Origin of the sequence: Aliivibrio sp. 1S128 (assembly GCF_001691065.1) — a bacterium.
Classification (GTDB): Bacteria; Pseudomonadota; Gammaproteobacteria; order Enterobacterales; family Vibrionaceae; genus Aliivibrio.
On sequence record NZ_MAJV01000001.1, the window covers coordinates 93,492 to 110,285 of the forward strand.

Here is a 16,794-nt window from a genome sequence, read left to right on the forward strand (position 1 = left end):
CTAATGAGGTATCTCATTAGCCATTTTTGTACATTACATCATTAATATGAAATTATAAGTATTCACATAAGTAAGCGGTTTCAATGCTCACTTTCACATCGAAAGATGAATTGCCTTCAACTGAAAAACTCTCTCCTGAAGAAAATACAACCCAATCAATGTCTGTAGTACGTTTGATTTCTAACGCGCCAGTAACGACTGTCATTTTCTCTGCAGCATTTGTTCCAAATGTGTAGTTACCTGGTAACATAACGCCTACAGAAATAGCATTGCTATTTTGTTCAAACCCAATTGATTTTACTTTATCTTCAAAATAGCTATTTACACTTAACATGACGCATCCTTGTAATTAAATTCAATTTAACAATAGGTTATTCATTGTTTTTTTTCAACTGTTACTTTACATAACCTAATGATTGAATTTTTTGGATAGACGAATCAGAGTTCATATAAGAAATGAATTCATTAGATTGTGTCGATAGCTCATCATTTTTGAAAACAAATAAGAAGGGACGAGAAAGTGGATATTTATTGTCAATAATAGCTTGGGCTGTTGGCAGAATATTATCGATTGTAACAATATGCAGTTGAGCAAGATCGCCAATAGAACCGGCAGATGTATAACCAATAGCGTGGGGGTTACGAGCTACGATACTTTTCACCATACTTGTCCCATTCACTACAATTGCGTTTTTGCTGATATCTGAAACCGTAAACGAATTTATCTCTTTAGTTAATCCTAAATTGTTCTCAAATGAAAATCGAGACCCGGATGCTAACTCTCGAGTTACGACTGCAATTTTTTTATCTTCACCACCGACTTCTTTCCAGTTTGAAATATCGCCGTGATAAATCTTCCAGATATTTTCAGCCGTAAGATTTTTAATTGGGTTTTCAGGGTGTACAACAACAGCAATAGCATCATAGGCGATGAGTTTTGAAGAAAGAGTTTCTTTTTCTGTATCGGATAGTTGCCTTGAACTAATAGCAAGATCAACAGCGCCAGTGTTTAGCATAACGATGCCAGCACTAGAACCAATACTTTGAAGATCAATATTATGCTCAGAACTATGATTATACTGCTCAATAAAAGGTTCTAATAAGGTTGATACCGACGTTGAACCTGCGACAGTTGTATTGGAATTTGCAGCCATTACCGTTGAACTAAGCAGAACGGTTGCCATAAGGCTAGTGTAAGATAACGCTTTAAACATGATCTAGTCTCGTAAAGAAAAAAAACATAATAAAACGAGAGTATTACATCTCTGTGACATTTATTTATTTAAGCGTGTATTTGTTCTCTAAATTCTTTTGGCGTCATTTTTGTTACGGCTTTGAAAGTGGTACTAAAATGGGCCGCTGTTTTAAATCCAGTTTCGTAAGCTATTTCCGTTATTGTTTTTCTTGTAACTCTAAGCTGTGTTGCTGCGTGGTTAATTCGTTTTACTTTAACTAAATTTGCAAACGACAATTTATCTGATTGAAGTTTTCGCTTTAATGTTGATGAAGACATACCTAATTTAGGAGCAACGGTATCAATAGTTAAATCGGACGCAATATTTTGCTCTACATAACGAATTAATTGCTGAGATATTGTTAAGACTGAAATTCGATATATAAAATCAAGTAATTCAGGATGCAGATTAACCATTTCACTTAAAATAGTTAAGGTCATGAATTCAACAGTATTCGGAGAGGGATTATCAGCTAATTGTTCTTTTAATATAGTAAGAAGAGAAACAAGATGACGATCTGATTGGTTGAATTTAAACGATTCTCGAGTTGAGCCTATATGATCTTCAGCGTTAGTATAGCTTATAAATCGTTGAAAAATAGCATTATCAATAACAAAGGATTCAGCCGTGAAATTACCTGTTGAAGTTGAAATATCAATTTTAGATATATCACCAGAACTATAAAGTAGAAAATCACCACCAGTAAGAGTGATGGATTCTCCCATTTTATCTTGGTACATCAATTCACCAGACTTAACCAGAAAAATACCGTTACGAACGACAGGATAACGATCAGATTTTCTTCTCATATGAGAAGTGAATTCATGTAATTGAACTGGGATCATCTTGAATTTCCTCTTAAATACTCAAAATTTAGTGTAAACTTAGTTATTGAAAAATCAAGAGCATAAGCTCAAAGTCTCAATGTTTGAGTTCATATTAAGACTTATATCAACCAAATGAACGGTGCTTTATGGGTAGTCCACGTTTACGTACACAATTTGAAAAATTGCATAAGCATTATCATCGCAGCTCTGCTGGAGTTCAAATCGATGACATTGCTGACTTATTATGCTGTACTCGTCGAAATACTCGTATGGTTCTTAAAAAAATGTCTGATGAACAATGGATTGTATGGCGTCCAGCGGTTGGGCGTGGAAAAAGTTCGATCTTAGAATTTATTTCAACACCTGATCATGTTTATTCTGCATTAGCAAAACGAAGTATTGAAGATGGTAAACTTGATGTTGCATTAGAAATTTTAGATGGCAACCAAGATGCATTGCTTGAGCTTATCCATAATGTGCTTGGTGTTTCTCATGAAAAGGGGAAACAAGTTGTAAAGCTTCCTTATTATCGTCAACTTCATATTCTTAAACCTGCATTAGCGATACGTCGCTCAGAGCAACATTTAGTCCAACAAATCTTTAATGGATTAACTCAGTGGAATAAAAGAGGAGATATCGAAGGGGATATCGCTCATCATTGGGAAATGTTAGCTCCTACGCACTGGCGCTTTTATATTCGCCCAAGCGTGAGCTTTCATGATGGTAAACTACTGTCTTTTGAAGATATTAAAGAGACATTCCTTTCATTAAGAGCTAACTTTGTATTTAAACATATCAAAGAGATTGTTAGCCCTAATCTTAATGTGATTGATTTTTTATTAGATAAAGATGATCACTATTTTGACTCAAAATTAGCGCAGTTTAATGCGAAGATCATTCCTGCATCAGTACATATTGCGCAAGATTATAGCCGTTTACCTATTGGTACCGGGCCATATAAAGTGAGTGAAAATACAGAAAAGAAACTCATCCTTGTCGCTAACGAGAACTATTTTGGTTATCGACCATTAATTGATTCTGTCGAAGTTTGGATCTTACCTGAAGTCGCTCCAATTCAATTGAAGTTGGGATTGGAGGTGTACGAAAATTCAGAACTATCTCCAACAACCGCTTATGGCGAAAAAGTCGATGTGGATAGGGGATGTAGTTACATTCTATTTAATCGAAAATCAGGCTTACCTCAAGATGAGAATTGGAAGACTTACTTAACTCAAACAATTACGCCATTATTGTTATTAAGTGAGCTAGAAAATGCAAATATGAACGGTATCGGTCTTTTTAATGCGTATGGGTTACTGCCAGGTCTACAACATTGTTTAAATAGACCACAGAAAAAATGTGAAATTCCAAATAAAGGAAGTGTTGTACATTTAGGTTATGAGAATGAACATCCATTGTACCCGTTGCTTGGAAAAATCATTAAACAGAAATTAGCGAATGATGGCATTGTATTAAAAGTACACCCATTTGAGACGCTCGATCTTCTTGATGAAGAAAAAACAGCAAATATAGATATTTGGCTGCGAGGTATGAGCTTAGGAACACAATGTCCTGAAGCATTATTATCATGGTTATTTGCGTTTAATGAAATTGAACGTGTTATGCCAGAAGATGATTTTAACCATATTTCGTTGTTGATTGAAGAATGGCAATCTTCACCTCAGCGATATTTCCCGGTAAATGAAATATGTCGATATCTAGTTGATTGCGGCCAAATAACGCCATTATTCCATGGGTGGATGGGCATAAGTGAAGATGTAAATAACAGCATTCAAAACGCATCATGTAATGGATTAGGGTGGTTTGATTTCAATACTGTTTGGATAAAACCCAATATATAGTTATTTAAAAGAAAAAAGCCAGCAATAGCTCCAATTAGTATCACTGGCTTATTTCTATCAACTAAAAGAGTCGTTATTGTTCATAGAATCTACGTACAGCTTGAGCTAACTTTGCTTTTATATCTGGGGTTATTGAACAAATACTTTGCTTTGGTAATACGTTTAACAACTCAGATACTAATGAGTTAATTGGTTCAGGAGAGACCGACTGCCATTCTTCTAATAAATCACGATTAATGTGAGACGGCAAAGAACCTAATGTCCCAACATCATTTTGGTTATGTACTAACAAACCGGCAGTGGTTCCTTTATCTAAAGTGAGTACCTGATATAAATAAAGAGTGTGGTAATTCAATTGTTGCTGTATCTGCTCGCTTGTTGGCGGAACAGCCATAATAATATGTGAAGTCAAAAGGTGACAGTAAGTATTGATGACTTCAATAACAAATTGATGCGCAAACTCCGTTCCATCTGTATTTATTGGGTTAAATGCTTCTAAGTAAAAATGACTTACACCTCTGCGCTTATTTAACGTCGGAATATCAAAATATTGATTACCAAGCCTTGTTCCTTCAGAGTAATACTCCTTTGTTGCCACTTTTAATGTTTGATCGAAGTACTCTTTATCGTCTTTATCGAAATGGGATGGATTAAGGTCCGCCATTATTCTCCAATAACTTGTTCCATCCTTTAAAGCCGTCCAACTTATATGTATGTGTATAGAAGGAGCAAGAGGATGCAATGGGTGAATGATAGTAGAAAGAGCGGTAGCGCTATTATAATGTTTGTCTTTTACATCTTCATAATGGATTTGAGATACGTTAATTGACGCTCGATTGAATAACCCACCTCCGACTGATTCAAATCGCTTCCCTCCGCCATGAATTCCTTCATCTCGTAGCCATTCTATCTCTGAAAATTCTGTAGTAGCATTAATTAGATTGCTTACTTTGCTCAGTTCCATTTTAAAATAGGATTGAACCTCGGTAAGGCACGTTAATACTTTTTGAGCATGAGGGTGTTGAGCGTAATTTCGCATGAAAATCCTATGAGGTACAATAAACTAAAAAGACACAAGGATTTGAGTGTAAAATAAAATACTTATTGATAGCAACCAAAGAGCAAAAATTATCGATGGCAAAACCAAATAAGAAAGGGCCAACAACAACGGTACAAATTTACTGCTCTAAATGCAGAACGTTACTTTATAAGTATCGCAAAGGAGGGAAAGGTGCTTTAGTTAAATGCTTTATTGAACGCATTGTTGAAAATCATACAAAAATAGCATGCTCATGCCCTGAATGTGGCGTTACTTTTGCTCGGGAAACATTAATAAGAGGGATCCCTGCATATAAAATGATTGGCGGGAAGGTAACAATGAAGTGAGATAAACTGTTCGTATTCTAACTAATTTATAATATACTGAATAGATTGATCTTTATTTTTACTGTATTTAATAGGATTCTCTGTTGATAGATAAACGCTTGTTATTTTCATTGTTGTTGGTAATTAGCTTCCCTTCATATGCGGTGAGTTTAGCAACAAAGATCGATAGCTTTAAAAAAGCATTTAAAAAAGAGCAAGCAACCGAAATATATGACATTCGCTTGATACAAAAAGAATATCCCACAGTATTATTGTCACCTGATACGCTTTTGCCACAAACAGCGTCGTATCCTTACAGCCAATTACAAAAATTATACAAAAATGCACAAACGTGTACTGGACCATGGCCGGTGAGTCCATTGGTTGGCGAGCCATTAGTTCTGATCCGTGCGCTATGTAAAGGAATAAAACTGCCCACGAATTGGTTTGCTCGCTCTGGAATGATACACCCAGGTGGTGGTTCTTACGCATATCGATATGTGCAAGCTCACCCTAATAGATTGACTCAATTAGAACCTTATATGCACATAAAAGAAAGAGCATTAGGGGCAGAAGGAACATTACTACATCATTTACAAGACATGGATGATACAGCGATAAGAGCCATTATTAGTGGTTCTGATACGATTATTGCCGACAAACTTTTATGGATAAGAAAAGGCAGTCGATATTATTTATATCCATTGAGCTTAAAACAAAAGAATTTAGATAAATTTGAACTTGATATGGCAGAGTTTAAACAAGGAGATAACTGCTACGTACGCAACGGTAATGTGTGCTGGCAGGAAGAGAGTAACTCGAAGACTCTTTTTTATAGTGTCTTAATCTTAGTGTTTGCAAATTTATGCTTAGCTGTGGGTTGGGGTATCTCTCAATGGAACGGCAAGCGAAGAGAAATGAAAAGTCGAATGTTAGTATTGCAAATATTAACACATGAATTAAGAACGCCAATTGCGAGCTTAGGACTCACCGTTGAAGGTTTCCGACGACAGTTTGAATCATTACCTGAATCTCTCTATGACGAATTTAGACGTTTATGTGAAGATTCTAGAAGATTGCGCCAATTGGCAGAGGCAAGTAAAGACTATTTACAATCAGACGATAAAGGCTTTGCAACTGAATGGATCCCATCGGTTGAAGAGTGGCTCAGTTACCGTTGTATGGAGTATCGCCAACCAGTACAATTTAAAATAAATAAAGACTCAGCAATAAGGGTAAATATCTACTGGCTGGGAAACTGTATAGATAATTTAATAAGTAACGCACATAAATATGGGGTTCAACCTGTCATTTTAAGTGTTACAGTTGAAAATAAAAAATTAAAAATTGAAGTCATTGATGGCGGTCAATTAACAAAAGCAAATTGGAAAGAATTAAAAACCCCTTTTGTTAGTAAAGCAGGGTTAGGTTTAGGCCTAACGATTGTTGAATCAATGATCAAAAGAATGGGAGGCACCATGACTCTTCAGGGGCCACCAACAACTTTTATACTGGAGATACCTTGTGAAACAGACAATCCTACTTGTTGAAGATGATAAAAATTTAGCTGATGGTTTAATCGTTAGCTTGGAAGAAGCGGGATATCATTGCCTTCACTCAGAAAATGCAACAAATGTATCAGGTCTATGGGCTGATGCTGATATTGTTATTCTTGATCGTCAGTTACCTGAAGGGGACTCATTAACTTGGTTACCTCAATGGAAACAAATTAAAGACATCCCAGTCATTCTATTAACGGCATTAGTTTCTGTAAGAGATAAAGTGACAGGTCTAGATTCTGGGGCAAATGATTATTTGACTAAACCTTTTGCGGAAGCTGAGTTATTAGCGCGTTTAAGAGCCCATTTGAGATCGCCTGAATCGGAAGAAATAAAAACCAAATTGGTTGTTGGGCATCTATCAATAGATACTTCGACAAGAGATGTTATTAATTCAGGTGACAACGTAACGCTAACTAGGACTGAATTTGACCTATTGCTCTTTTTAGCAACCAATTTGGGTAAAGTATTTACTCGAGATGAGTTGCTTGATCAAGTATGGGGTTATAACCATTTCCCAACGACTCGAACGGTTGATACTCACATTCTTCAATTACGTCAAAAGATTGTAGGAATTGAGATTGAAACTCTTCGTGGTGTTGGCTACAAAATGAAAGCGTAATGATGAATTTGTTTCAACAAAAAATAGCCACTGTTCTGATTGGTTTTTTTTGTTTAACTCATTTTCCTCTAGCACATTCAGCGGATTGGTTTAATGAACAATCTGCTCTTTTTTCTGCGCATAAACAATTTCTTGAAGGTCAAACACTAAAAGGATTTAGTACTTCAATCGAAGTGTTGCAAAGCACAACAGATAATAACGTTATTCAAAATATTGATAAATTGATGGGCGTTGCAATTTCAGACAGTTGCGGTCGTGACTTATCAACAATTGTAATTCCTAAATGGTTAACATCATTAAGTGTTCAAAGGATGGTAATTCAAAGTCCTGGCCGATTACATCACCGCTTGATGGTTCAATTTGACAGTAAAAAAGAGATATCCTCCTTATCATTTATTAAGTGGCCTGATGAAGAGCTTCTTATTAATCCATCGATCAGAAAAATACCGACTCAAGATGAATCGGTGACGCAGTATATTTATGGGAGTGACTCCCTTAATAACCGAGTCAAGAATGGATTATATAAGCTAATAATTACCGCAGATGATAAAGAAAAGACGCAATGGGAAACATGGATAGTACTTAGTACACCTAAAACGGAAATGACGGTGTCTTGGTTAGGGAAAGAAAAGTGGAAGACAACGCAAACAGGTTTGCTTAACTCTAACTGCCCATTACCCGAAATGTCTGTTGGGATTTATGACCATCAAGATAATGAATATATAAAATTATGGGAAGAATCGTATGAGGAAAAGTTTCCTAAAAGCTTACCTTCTACGAATGTTTTACCCGGAAGCTATATTTTGAGTGTATCATTTAACCATAAGCGCTTCCAAGGGCCCATTTCGATTCAAGAAATACAAGCAATAACTAAAGTCATCAATTTTGATGGACTAGAAAATGTAGAGAGAAACTGATGTTAGATGTACCAACGTTAACTCATGAAGAACAGCAGAAAGCAGTAGAAAAAATCCAAGAGCTAATGCGTCAAGGTGTTAGTAGTGGCGAGGCTATTAAAATGATTTCAGAACAAATCAGAGCAGAAATAGCGGAAAAAGCGAAGAAATAAAATAAAAATCGAGATCTTAGTATCTCGATTTTTTATTTATGAATAAAACGACTACGATTTCACACCAAGCTACCGTCCTTTATATTTAAATACTTCTATAAATACCTAGTTTTTCCTAAAGTTACGACCAACAAAGTCGATAAAGGGTTAACTATCTTTTATTAAGTTTATAAAAAATGAAACAGTGGATAAAAATTGGCTTACTATCGTACAGCGCAGTGATGTCAACTCAATTACATGCGACTAACTACAGTGTTGATGGTCGAATTGATGCAATGGGTGGGGCTGGTACTGCGTCAGCTGATTATTTGACTGGTGTTTTTTATAACCCCGCATTGATTGCTATTTACAGCCGAAAAGATGATGCAGGTTTATTATTACCAAGTTTTGGTCTTCAGGTTGTTGATAAAGACAACATGGTTGATGATCTTGATAAATTAATAAGTGCTTACGATAAGATAGATGTACCTGGTGCGACAAAAGCACTGTCTGATTTATCGGGTGATACGGCACAAATTCAATTAGGCGCTGCAATTGCATTTGCGATTCCAAATCGATACTTATCTATGAACTTTTATGCAAAAACGTCATTAGAGTCTGTTGCTATTGCTGATGTAGAAAGTCAATCTTATGGTACTTTACCTGATCCTGCATTGGCGGATCTGCTGGATATATCATACGCAACTGTCGATGCAGCTGCTATTGGTATTACAGAAATTGGTGTCGCTTTTGCTGGATATACGAATTTTTTAGGGCAAAATCTAACTATTGGTATCACCCCTAAAATTCAACAAAGTTACACGTTTAATTACAGTGCATCTGCTGTTGATTTTAAATTTGATGACATTAAAGATAATTATGAAACCGGCGAAACCAATTTTAATTTTGATGTTGGTGCCGTGTGGTTTCATGGACCGTGGCGATTCGCTCTTGCAGGTAAAAATTTAATATCTCAAGAGATTAAAACAAAAGAATCATCAATAACGGTAGGGTTGTCTGATGCTGAAATAGGTCAACTTATCGGAAACTCAGCTTATACCGGTGGGCCAGGAAAACAAACTCGCATAACTCAATATACGTATAATATGGAACCAATCTATACGGCGGGTATTGCTTTCATGACTAATTATTTTATTTTGACCGCTGATGTTGATCTCAATGAACAAGAACGTTTTGTTGAGTTAAACGATAATATGCAGATGCTAAGAGTTGGTGCTGAATTTGATTTATTGTATCAAATTCAATTACGTGGTGGTTTTAAGAAAGATTTAGTGGGTACATACGATGATGCATTTACCGCAGGTATTGGTTTCTCACCGTTAAACATGTTCCATCTTGATTTAGCTGCAATCTATTCAGTAGATTCAACGTATGGTGTATCTGTCAATATGGCTTACGAATACTAAATCTGTAATAATGGTACTACCTTACATCAATAAGAATTCATTATGACTAAAAAAGCAAAAATTGGCATTGTAACCGTTAGTGATCGTGCAAGTGTTGGTATCTATGAAGATATTTCTGGTCCAGCAATTATGGCAACATTAAATGATTATCTAACATCTGAATGGGAACCTGAATATGTCGTTATCCCTGATGAACAAGATATCATTGAAAAAACACTAATTGAATTAACTGATGAAAAAGGTTGCTGCTTAGTTGTTACTACTGGCGGCACTGGCCCTGCAAAACGAGATGTTACACCAGAAGCAACAGAAGCCGTATGTGATCGTATGATGCCTGGGTTTGGTGAATTGATGCGTGCAGAATCATTAAAGTTTGTACCAACCGCTATTTTGTCACGTCAAACGGCAGGGCTGCGTAAAGATTCATTAATTGTAAATTTACCAGGAAAACCAAAATCTATTCGTGAATGTCTGGATGCTGTTTTTCCTGCAATTCCATATTGTATTGATCTAATGGATGGTCCATTTCTTGAATGTAATGAAGAAGTAATCAAACCTTTTAGACCAAAAGCAAAATAGGTTTTAGTATCAAATTCTATTAATATTTAAAGCCAATACATAAGAGTTGGCTTTTTAACAACTTTTCTCTTTTCGTAATTTTTTCAATGCCTTTTTTTCCTTCAACCTTTCTTTATATGCGTTGCCTTCGCTAAAACTCAGTAATTTATTAACATGAGTGAGAACTCTATTTAGAGTCTCGCAGCGCTTTGATTGATGATCCTTATAATATTTAGAAACACTTTTCGCCTGACTGGATGAAGAAAAGAGTAAGATAATTAAAATAACAGCTAATTTATTCATGGTATCCTCGCAATAAAATAATGTAGAGGGTAACTCTATTTTACATAAATAGTCGTTTCATCTTATTATTCTGAGTTCGATACTAAAGAACTAAGCAAAGGATAGTAATTGATAGAAACCTAAGTGTTAACCTCGTCGCTTCAACATCAAGTGTATTATGTTTAAGAAAACGTAATGTATCTCAAAAATTGTGACAGAATGTTTACAAAATTGGGTCAGAGGTATTTAATTTATTTTTATTGGTGGTATATTATGCAGGTTGATTACTTTTACACTAAATAGGATAAGTTAATGGAAGTTTTATTGTTAGTTGCATTTGTTATTGCTGGTGCAATTATGGTAAAAAAAGAAAAAACTGAACAAGCTAAATAATATAGATAACCCTTTTTAAAACACTTTATATCTATATAAAAACCAAGATAAACACTGTTTATCTTGGTTTTTTATTTTAGTAAGCGTTAATCATTTAAGATAAGATGCATTTCAACAACACCATCAGCCATTTGAATATCGATGTTAAATCCAAAATGTCGAGCCAATCCAACCATTCCTTGATTAGATGGCATAGTCATACCTGTCATTACTTTTATGCCTTGTCCCCGACAATAACGAATGATTTTATCCATAAGGATCTTTCCTAAGCCTAATCCTTTTAGATCTGATCTAACTAAAACTGCAAATTCTGTATTGTTGTTGTTAGGATCAGACAGTGCACGAGCAACCGCTAATATGACTTCTTCACCTTCTATTTGTTTTGTTGCAACAAAAGCCATTTCTCGATCATAGTCAATTTGCGTGAAATTGGCTAAGGCTTCATGGTTAAACTCGCCAACATCAGAAAAAAAACGTTTATATAAATCTTCATGTGAAACTTGAGAAATGAAATCAGCGTGCTTGGGTTCATCTTCAGGAAGAATAGGGCGAAGCAACACCGAGCTGTTATCTTTTAATTGTGAAAACTCTTCTAGTTCATTAGGATAAGGTCGAATAGCCAAACGTTTATGTATATCCCCCGTAAAATGCTGTACCTTCATTGATGAATCAATAATAGTGAGATCCATACCAGAAATCAGCAGCGGATGAATATCGAGCTCAACAATTTCAGGGCAATCAAGTATCATTTGAGACAGGCGCACAAGAAAAGCACTTAAATCAAATAAGCTCATTTTAGTCGGTGTGTTTCTATTTTGAATGATATTTTCTTTAATTGCGTACTTTATCAAGTTCTCGGCTAACGCCATATTAAGTGGCGGTAAAGCGACAGCAGCGTTATTGTTTAGATCCCACTCAGATCCACCCTCACCCAATAAGATCACAGGGCCAAAGACGGGATCTTGACACACTTTAATTCTTAATTCTTGGGATCCTGCTCGCTGAGCCATTTTTTGTACACTAAGTCCTGAAATTCTTGCCGCTGGGTAACTTAGAGAGACTCGGTCAATAATGGATTGTGCCGCTAAGATAACTTCCTCTTTAGTATTTAAATTTAGCATCACACCTTGGACATCAGATTTATGTGGAATATCTGGAGAGCGAAGCTTTACAGCGACAGGGTAACCAATGCTTTCTGATATATATCCAGTTTCTACTGGTTCTTCAGTTATCCAAGTATCTACAGTTTTAAATCCATAGCATGAATAAAGGGCTTGTGTTTCATGGGTATCTAATTCGACGAGATCATGTGATACACAATCATCTAACCATTTCCGGGCCATTTGAGCATCATGTTTATTTATATGGCCAGAGGATACTGGAGTTTCAATTAATAATTTTTGGTTACGGTGATATTCAACCAAGTGAAGAAAAGCCGAAACCGAGCTTTCAGGCGTTCGATACGTGGGAATTCCCGCTTGAGTAAAGCGTAATCTTGCTTCTTTAGATGATGTTTCACCAGACCAATTAGTTAAGATTGTGAATTTTGATTTTCGTTTGTGGCTTTTAATTAACTCAATAAGTTTTACAGCCGTATTCGTCGCATTAGAAATAGCAGACGGACTGTGCATGATTAAAATAGCATCGCAATCATCACTATTTAAAAGAGCATTAACAGATTCACAGTACCTTTCTTCATTAGCGTCGCCCCCAATATCAATAGGATTAGAATGTGACCAATTTAGTGGTAATTTTTGATTAAGTGTTTCAACTAGTGGCTCTGTTAATTGCGCTAATTTCCCACCTTTTTGCATTAAGCTATCAACGGCCATAATAGCAGGTCCGCCACCATTCGTTATGATGGCTAAACGATGTCCACGAAAAGGAATAGGGTGCGCAAGGGTTTCTACTGCGGCAAATAATTCATGAGTATTAGATACTCTTAACATACCAGCACGTCTGATGGCTGAATCATAAACAGCATCTAGACTAATTTCACCATTGGTATGCAGTTGTGCAGCTTTACTTCCTGCTATAGAACGACCACTTTTTACGACAAGAATACGTCGATTTCGTGCCGCTGCTCGTGCCGCAGACATAAAGCGTCGGGCATCCTTTATTGAATCAATATAAAGTAAAATGGCGTCTGTTTTAGAATCGGAGCATAAGATATCAAGCAGTTCACTAAAATCAATATCAATGCCATCACCTAGAGACACGAACGCAGAAAATCCAATCTCTTTCTCTTTAGCCCAATCGAGAATAGTGGTACAAACTGCAGCAGACTGAGAAATAAAAGCAATATTTCCTTTATTTGCGTTAATAGGAGAAAAAGAAGCGTTAAGATTGACCCAAGGCAAAATAATCCCAAGACTGTTAGGGCCAAGAATACGCATATTATATTGAGTTGCGATTCGTGCAGCTTCATAAGGTAAAGGTTCGCCAATGCCATTACAATGCAGATTCATATCAGATGATAGGATAATAACAAGTTTGACTCCTTTTTCACCCAATTGCTCTAGTATCTTTATATTCTCTTTAGCTGGGGTGCATAAGATCGCAAAATCAGGCGTAATAGGCAGCGATTTAATATCATTATAAGCTAAGATCCCGCAAACCGAATGATAATGCGGATGTACCGGCATAATAGGTCCATCAAACTCACCATCAAGAAGATTTCGCATGACAATATGACCAGCTCGATCAGAATGAATTGACGCGCCAATTACCGCAATTGAGCGGGGCCGTAACAGTGTTTTTAAATCAGACATTACACACTCCCTTAATCCTTATATAAGAATAAGATAGCTGAGATTAAATAATTTAGTGTCATAGAGTAATATAAACAAAACACAGCGCACAGAAACACCTAATTTATTGCTATTTACATATAAATTCTGGAGTAATTGAACAGTTACAAGGCTAAAGACTTGATTGTAAGGAATATCAGGTGCAGAATTAGGAAATCAGCATCAATTATAAACTGTGAATTAAAATGAAAAGAATCATTCCTATTACGTTAACCATGCTACTAGCAGGGTGTACAAGTAGTTCGTATACCACAAATATCACAACAGAATCTTCAGAAGAAGTTTATCAAGTATCTCAACCTATTGAGCAAGAAGAGGTTACTTTTGAAGAAACTGAGGTTGCTGCAGTAGAGCAAGCTGACGCTGAAAAGCCAGTTGTTAAACTCACTCCAGAAGATACAGCCGCTGTTGCTGAATCTGATGCTGCAATCAAAATATTACCACCAACTCAACAACAAAAAGAGATGCATAATCGTTATGGGTACACATTGCAGATTTTAGCATTGAGCCGAAAAACGGATCTTACAAAATATGCAGAAAAACTTACTGGCGAACAACCAGTTTGGTTGAACCGTAAAACAGTAAATAATATGCCTTGGTATACTATATTATACGGCGATTTTGCAACACCTGCAGAGGCTCGAGAAGCCGTTAAGCAACTACCAGCAGACATTCAAGCGTATAAGCCGTTTGTTCGTAGTATCAATAGTATTAAAAATTCAGATAATCCTGAATTACATAAATTAAATTAATATTTAATCGGTGCGCTTCTAAGCTCACCGATTGTTTTTTATAGTGAATATTATGACTCATATCCTTTTACTTTGTGGCGGTAGCGGTACTGAACATGAAGTTTCTTTGGTTTCTTCAAAATACATTTCTCAACAGCTTTCTGAATTAAATGACTTCCAAATCACACATCTTGAGATAAAAGAAGGTGCTTGGTTTCATATTGAATCAGGTTTGAAATATGAACTACGCTCTGATAAATCATTACTTTGTGGTGAAGATAATTTAGGGCTTGTAGATTATGTTATCCCTTGTATTCATGGGTATCCAGGAGAAACGGGTGACATTCAATCAATGCTTGATATGTTTGGTATTCCGTATCTAGGTTGTGACGCTGAATCAAGCACAAACAGTTTTAACAAAATCACATCAAAGCTTTGGTATGACGCAATTGGTATACCAAATACTCCTTATTTATTCTTAACTGAAAATAATGAAGAGACTCATACCTCTGCATTAGCTGCATTTAAGAAATGGGGTGGGTTATTTGTTAAAGCCGCTTGCCAAGGTTCGTCTGTTGGTTGTTACAAGGTAACGTTGGAAGATGAGTTATCACAAGCAATTAATGATGCTTTTGGATATTCAGCTCAGGTTCTTGTTGAAAAAGCAGTAAAACCAAGAGAGTTAGAAGTTGCTGCTTATGAGATTGATGGGCAATTGTTTACAACGCCTCCGGGTGAAGTAACCGCCCCAGATGGTGCCTTTTATTCTTATGATGAAAAATATGGCAGTGGTAGCCATTCAACAACAAGTTTAACGGCGACTAATTTATCAGATGAGCAGTTAATGCTGATCAATACATACAGCCAAAGAGTATTTACTCAAATGAAGCTGAAAGATTTATCTCGTATTGATTTCTTCTTAACAGAAGACAACGAGATATATTTAAATGAAGTGAATACATTCCCAGGAATGACCCCAATTTCTATGTTCCCTAAATTATTAGAACATAATGGTGGTGACTTCAAAATGTTCTTACAAAAAGCGATATTAAACGCGATAAAATAAGAACAATGTGAGTGTTAAATGATAAATAAGCCTGATATTAATCAGGCTTATTTGTTTTAAATCGAGATTTTTGTCGCTCAGAACGTTCGATATTACCTATGTATTGGTTAGGCATCGCTGGACTTACCCAACGGCCCATTTCTTGGATTTCATGGATAGAATAACCACTTTTTGCGAGTTCTTTCGTCGCTCCTACACGGGCTGATAATCCTGAAAATTGAATATCTAGATCCAACAATTCATTCGCACGGCGGAAAACACGATAGATGGATGAATCGTTCAAATGCTTATTTGATACATTCTGGTGGCGATCAATCGCTCTAAATAAATACCCATCTGTTATTTTCGATGCGTTGATCCAATTCGTCAGAAGGTGGTTTGTACCATCTGAGAGTGGGTAATAGCATTGTTGCAATTTTACCATCCCATGGTTAGATTCATCGAAACATACATCATCCAATTGTAAATCTCGGAGTTCTCCACGTTTTAGAAGTAACTCAAACATTAAATGCCAAATACATAAATCACGAATATCCTTCAATTCAACCGAGTGAGAAAACAAAGTTTCTAACTTATCAAGCATCATCGCCGTAATACCTTCAGTCTGTTTATTGTCATCTTTTTTATCTAAACGGATTTTACCCAAAGCGACTTTTACCTGAGCTGTTTTAGTTGGGTCCTTCAAATCAAATGCAGCATGTATATGAGATATGGATATAAGTGAACGCTTAATAGAAGACAGTTTTTTTTCTTTAGCTTGCTTCTCTATAAAAATACGAATAGCCGTCGTTGAGGCAGGAAGAGCAACAACATGATGAAACTGACAAAATAAAACAAAATTATTCCAGTCATTCTTAAATGAAAGTAGACTATTATTGGAATAGTCCTTTTTTAAATAAGTGTTTAATGTCGCAATATCAAGTTCCGTTGAAAGGAATCTTTTTTTATCCATCCTGATGCACCATAACCTTGAATTATACTGTGTTGACTATACCATACTATTAAAATT

General features: G+C 36.0%; 16 protein-coding genes. 10 read left to right on the forward strand and 6 right to left on the reverse strand.

What is annotated here, in order from left to right; genetic code table 11:
• Positions 1–52: 52 nt before the first annotated feature.
• The 3 genes from A6E03_RS00405 to A6E03_RS00415 all read right to left on the reverse strand — a co-directional run bounded on the left by A6E03_RS00405 (position 53) and on the right by A6E03_RS00415 (position 2,080).
• Positions 53–334, reverse strand: coding sequence for a pyrimidine/purine nucleoside phosphorylase (locus A6E03_RS00405; RefSeq protein ID WP_065593118.1), 282 nt, complete (start codon positions 332–334; stop codon positions 53–55).
• A gap of 61 nt (positions 335–395) precedes the next feature.
• The gene (locus A6E03_RS00410) at positions 396–1,214 is read right to left on the reverse strand and encodes a phosphate ABC transporter substrate-binding protein (protein ID WP_065593117.1); all 819 of its coding nucleotides are present in this window, start codon (positions 1,212–1,214) and stop codon (positions 396–398) included.
• 68 nt (positions 1,215–1,282) lie between these two features.
• Positions 1,283–2,080, reverse strand: a complete 798-nt coding sequence (locus A6E03_RS00415) for an AraC family transcriptional regulator (RefSeq protein ID WP_065599935.1) — start codon at positions 2,078–2,080, stop codon at positions 1,283–1,285.
• Between the two features lie 128 nt (positions 2,081–2,208).
• On the opposite strand from A6E03_RS00415, the gene A6E03_RS00420 reads away from it, so the two are divergent.
• Entirely contained in the window at positions 2,209–3,924 is a 1,716-nt protein-coding gene (locus tag A6E03_RS00420; RefSeq protein ID WP_065599936.1) for an SgrR family transcriptional regulator, read from the forward strand.
• Positions 3,925–3,997: 73 nt separating this feature from the next.
• Here the strand turns inward: A6E03_RS00420 and A6E03_RS00425 are convergent, their stop codons facing one another.
• Positions 3,998–4,963, reverse strand: coding sequence for a coproporphyrinogen III oxidase (locus tag A6E03_RS00425; RefSeq protein ID WP_065599937.1), 966 nt, complete (start codon positions 4,961–4,963; stop codon positions 3,998–4,000).
• 95 nt (positions 4,964–5,058) lie between these two features.
• Between A6E03_RS00425 and A6E03_RS00430 the strand changes: the two genes are divergently transcribed.
• The 7 genes from A6E03_RS00430 (at position 5,059) to mog (ending at position 10,524) form a co-directional block, all read left to right on the forward strand.
• Positions 5,059–5,310: a hypothetical protein gene (locus A6E03_RS00430; protein ID WP_065593113.1), complete on the forward strand. Its 252-nt coding sequence runs from the start codon at positions 5,059–5,061 to the stop codon at positions 5,308–5,310.
• Positions 5,311–5,393: 83 nt separating this feature from the next.
• A complete protein-coding gene (gene vxrA, locus A6E03_RS00435) occupies positions 5,394–6,839 on the forward strand; it encodes a sensor histidine kinase VxrA (protein ID WP_065593112.1) in 1,446 nt (481 codons plus the stop codon).
• On the forward strand, positions 6,814–7,470 hold the full coding sequence (locus A6E03_RS00440; protein ID WP_065599938.1) for a response regulator transcription factor: 657 nt from the start codon (positions 6,814–6,816) through the stop codon (positions 7,468–7,470). The genes vxrA and A6E03_RS00440 overlap by 26 nt, the downstream gene beginning before the upstream one ends.
• Entirely contained in the window at positions 7,470–8,387 is a 918-nt protein-coding gene (locus A6E03_RS00445) for a DUF2861 family protein (RefSeq protein ID WP_255310557.1), read from the forward strand. Before A6E03_RS00440 ends, A6E03_RS00445 begins: the two co-directional genes overlap by 1 nt.
• On the forward strand, positions 8,384–8,539 hold the full coding sequence (locus tag A6E03_RS19755; RefSeq protein ID WP_176703434.1) for a YoaH family protein: 156 nt from the start codon (positions 8,384–8,386) through the stop codon (positions 8,537–8,539). The genes A6E03_RS00445 and A6E03_RS19755 overlap by 4 nt, the downstream gene beginning before the upstream one ends.
• Before the next feature lie 176 nt (positions 8,540–8,715).
• A complete protein-coding gene (locus tag A6E03_RS00450) occupies positions 8,716–9,945 on the forward strand; it encodes a conjugal transfer protein TraF (protein ID WP_065593110.1) in 1,230 nt (409 codons plus the stop codon).
• Between the two features lie 42 nt (positions 9,946–9,987).
• On the forward strand, positions 9,988–10,524 hold the full coding sequence (gene mog, locus A6E03_RS00455) for a molybdopterin adenylyltransferase (RefSeq protein ID WP_065593109.1): 537 nt from the start codon (positions 9,988–9,990) through the stop codon (positions 10,522–10,524).
• A gap of 740 nt (positions 10,525–11,264) precedes the next feature.
• On the opposite strand, the gene A6E03_RS00465 is transcribed toward mog, so the two are convergent.
• A complete protein-coding gene (locus tag A6E03_RS00465; RefSeq protein ID WP_065599939.1) occupies positions 11,265–13,949 on the reverse strand; it encodes a bifunctional acetate--CoA ligase family protein/GNAT family N-acetyltransferase in 2,685 nt (894 codons plus the stop codon).
• Between the two features lie 224 nt (positions 13,950–14,173).
• Here A6E03_RS00465 and A6E03_RS00470 point away from each other — a divergent pair, with 224 nt between their 5' ends.
• Together A6E03_RS00470 and A6E03_RS00475 are read left to right on the forward strand one after the other, a co-directional pair.
• Entirely contained in the window at positions 14,174–14,740 is a 567-nt protein-coding gene (locus A6E03_RS00470) for an SPOR domain-containing protein (protein ID WP_065593106.1), read from the forward strand.
• Positions 14,741–14,792: 52 nt separating this feature from the next.
• Positions 14,793–15,785 (forward strand): D-alanine--D-alanine ligase, encoded by a 993-nt coding sequence (locus A6E03_RS00475; RefSeq protein WP_065593105.1) that lies wholly within the window; start codon positions 14,793–14,795, stop codon positions 15,783–15,785.
• Positions 15,786–15,822: 37 nt separating this feature from the next.
• On the opposite strand, the gene A6E03_RS00480 is transcribed toward A6E03_RS00475, so the two are convergent.
• A complete protein-coding gene (locus A6E03_RS00480; protein WP_065599940.1) occupies positions 15,823–16,737 on the reverse strand; it encodes a tyrosine-type recombinase/integrase in 915 nt (304 codons plus the stop codon).
• Positions 16,738–16,794 lie beyond the last annotated feature (57 nt).

Bases quoted from the DNA above. Each gene is read 5' to 3' on its own strand.
- A6E03_RS00480 (WP_065599940.1), bottom strand. From the start codon at position 16,737: ATGGATAAAAAAAGATTCCTTTCAACGGAACTTGATATTGCGACATTA.
- A6E03_RS00450 (WP_065593110.1), top strand. From the start codon at position 8,716: ATGAAACAGTGGATAAAAATTGGCTTACTATCGTACAGCGCAGTGATG.
- mog (WP_065593109.1), top strand. From the start codon at position 9,988: ATGACTAAAAAAGCAAAAATTGGCATTGTAACCGTTAGTGATCGTGCA.
- A6E03_RS00465 (WP_065599939.1), bottom strand. From the start codon at position 13,949: ATGTCTGATTTAAAAACACTGTTACGGCCCCGCTCAATTGCGGTAATT.
- A6E03_RS00415 (WP_065599935.1), bottom strand. From the start codon at position 2,080: ATGATCCCAGTTCAATTACATGAATTCACTTCTCATATGAGAAGAAAA.
- A6E03_RS00475 (WP_065593105.1), top strand. From the start codon at position 14,793: ATGACTCATATCCTTTTACTTTGTGGCGGTAGCGGTACTGAACATGAA.
- A6E03_RS00410 (WP_065593117.1), bottom strand. From the start codon at position 1,214: ATGTTTAAAGCGTTATCTTACACTAGCCTTATGGCAACCGTTCTGCTT.
- A6E03_RS00430 (WP_065593113.1), top strand. From the start codon at position 5,059: ATGGCAAAACCAAATAAGAAAGGGCCAACAACAACGGTACAAATTTAC.
- A6E03_RS00425 (WP_065599937.1), bottom strand. From the start codon at position 4,963: ATGCGAAATTACGCTCAACACCCTCATGCTCAAAAAGTATTAACGTGC.
- A6E03_RS00420 (WP_065599936.1), top strand. From the start codon at position 2,209: ATGGGTAGTCCACGTTTACGTACACAATTTGAAAAATTGCATAAGCAT.
- A6E03_RS00445 (WP_255310557.1), top strand. From the start codon at position 7,470: ATGATGAATTTGTTTCAACAAAAAATAGCCACTGTTCTGATTGGTTTT.
- A6E03_RS00405 (WP_065593118.1), bottom strand. From the start codon at position 334: ATGTTAAGTGTAAATAGCTATTTTGAAGATAAAGTAAAATCAATTGGG.
- A6E03_RS00470 (WP_065593106.1), top strand. From the start codon at position 14,174: ATGAAAAGAATCATTCCTATTACGTTAACCATGCTACTAGCAGGGTGT.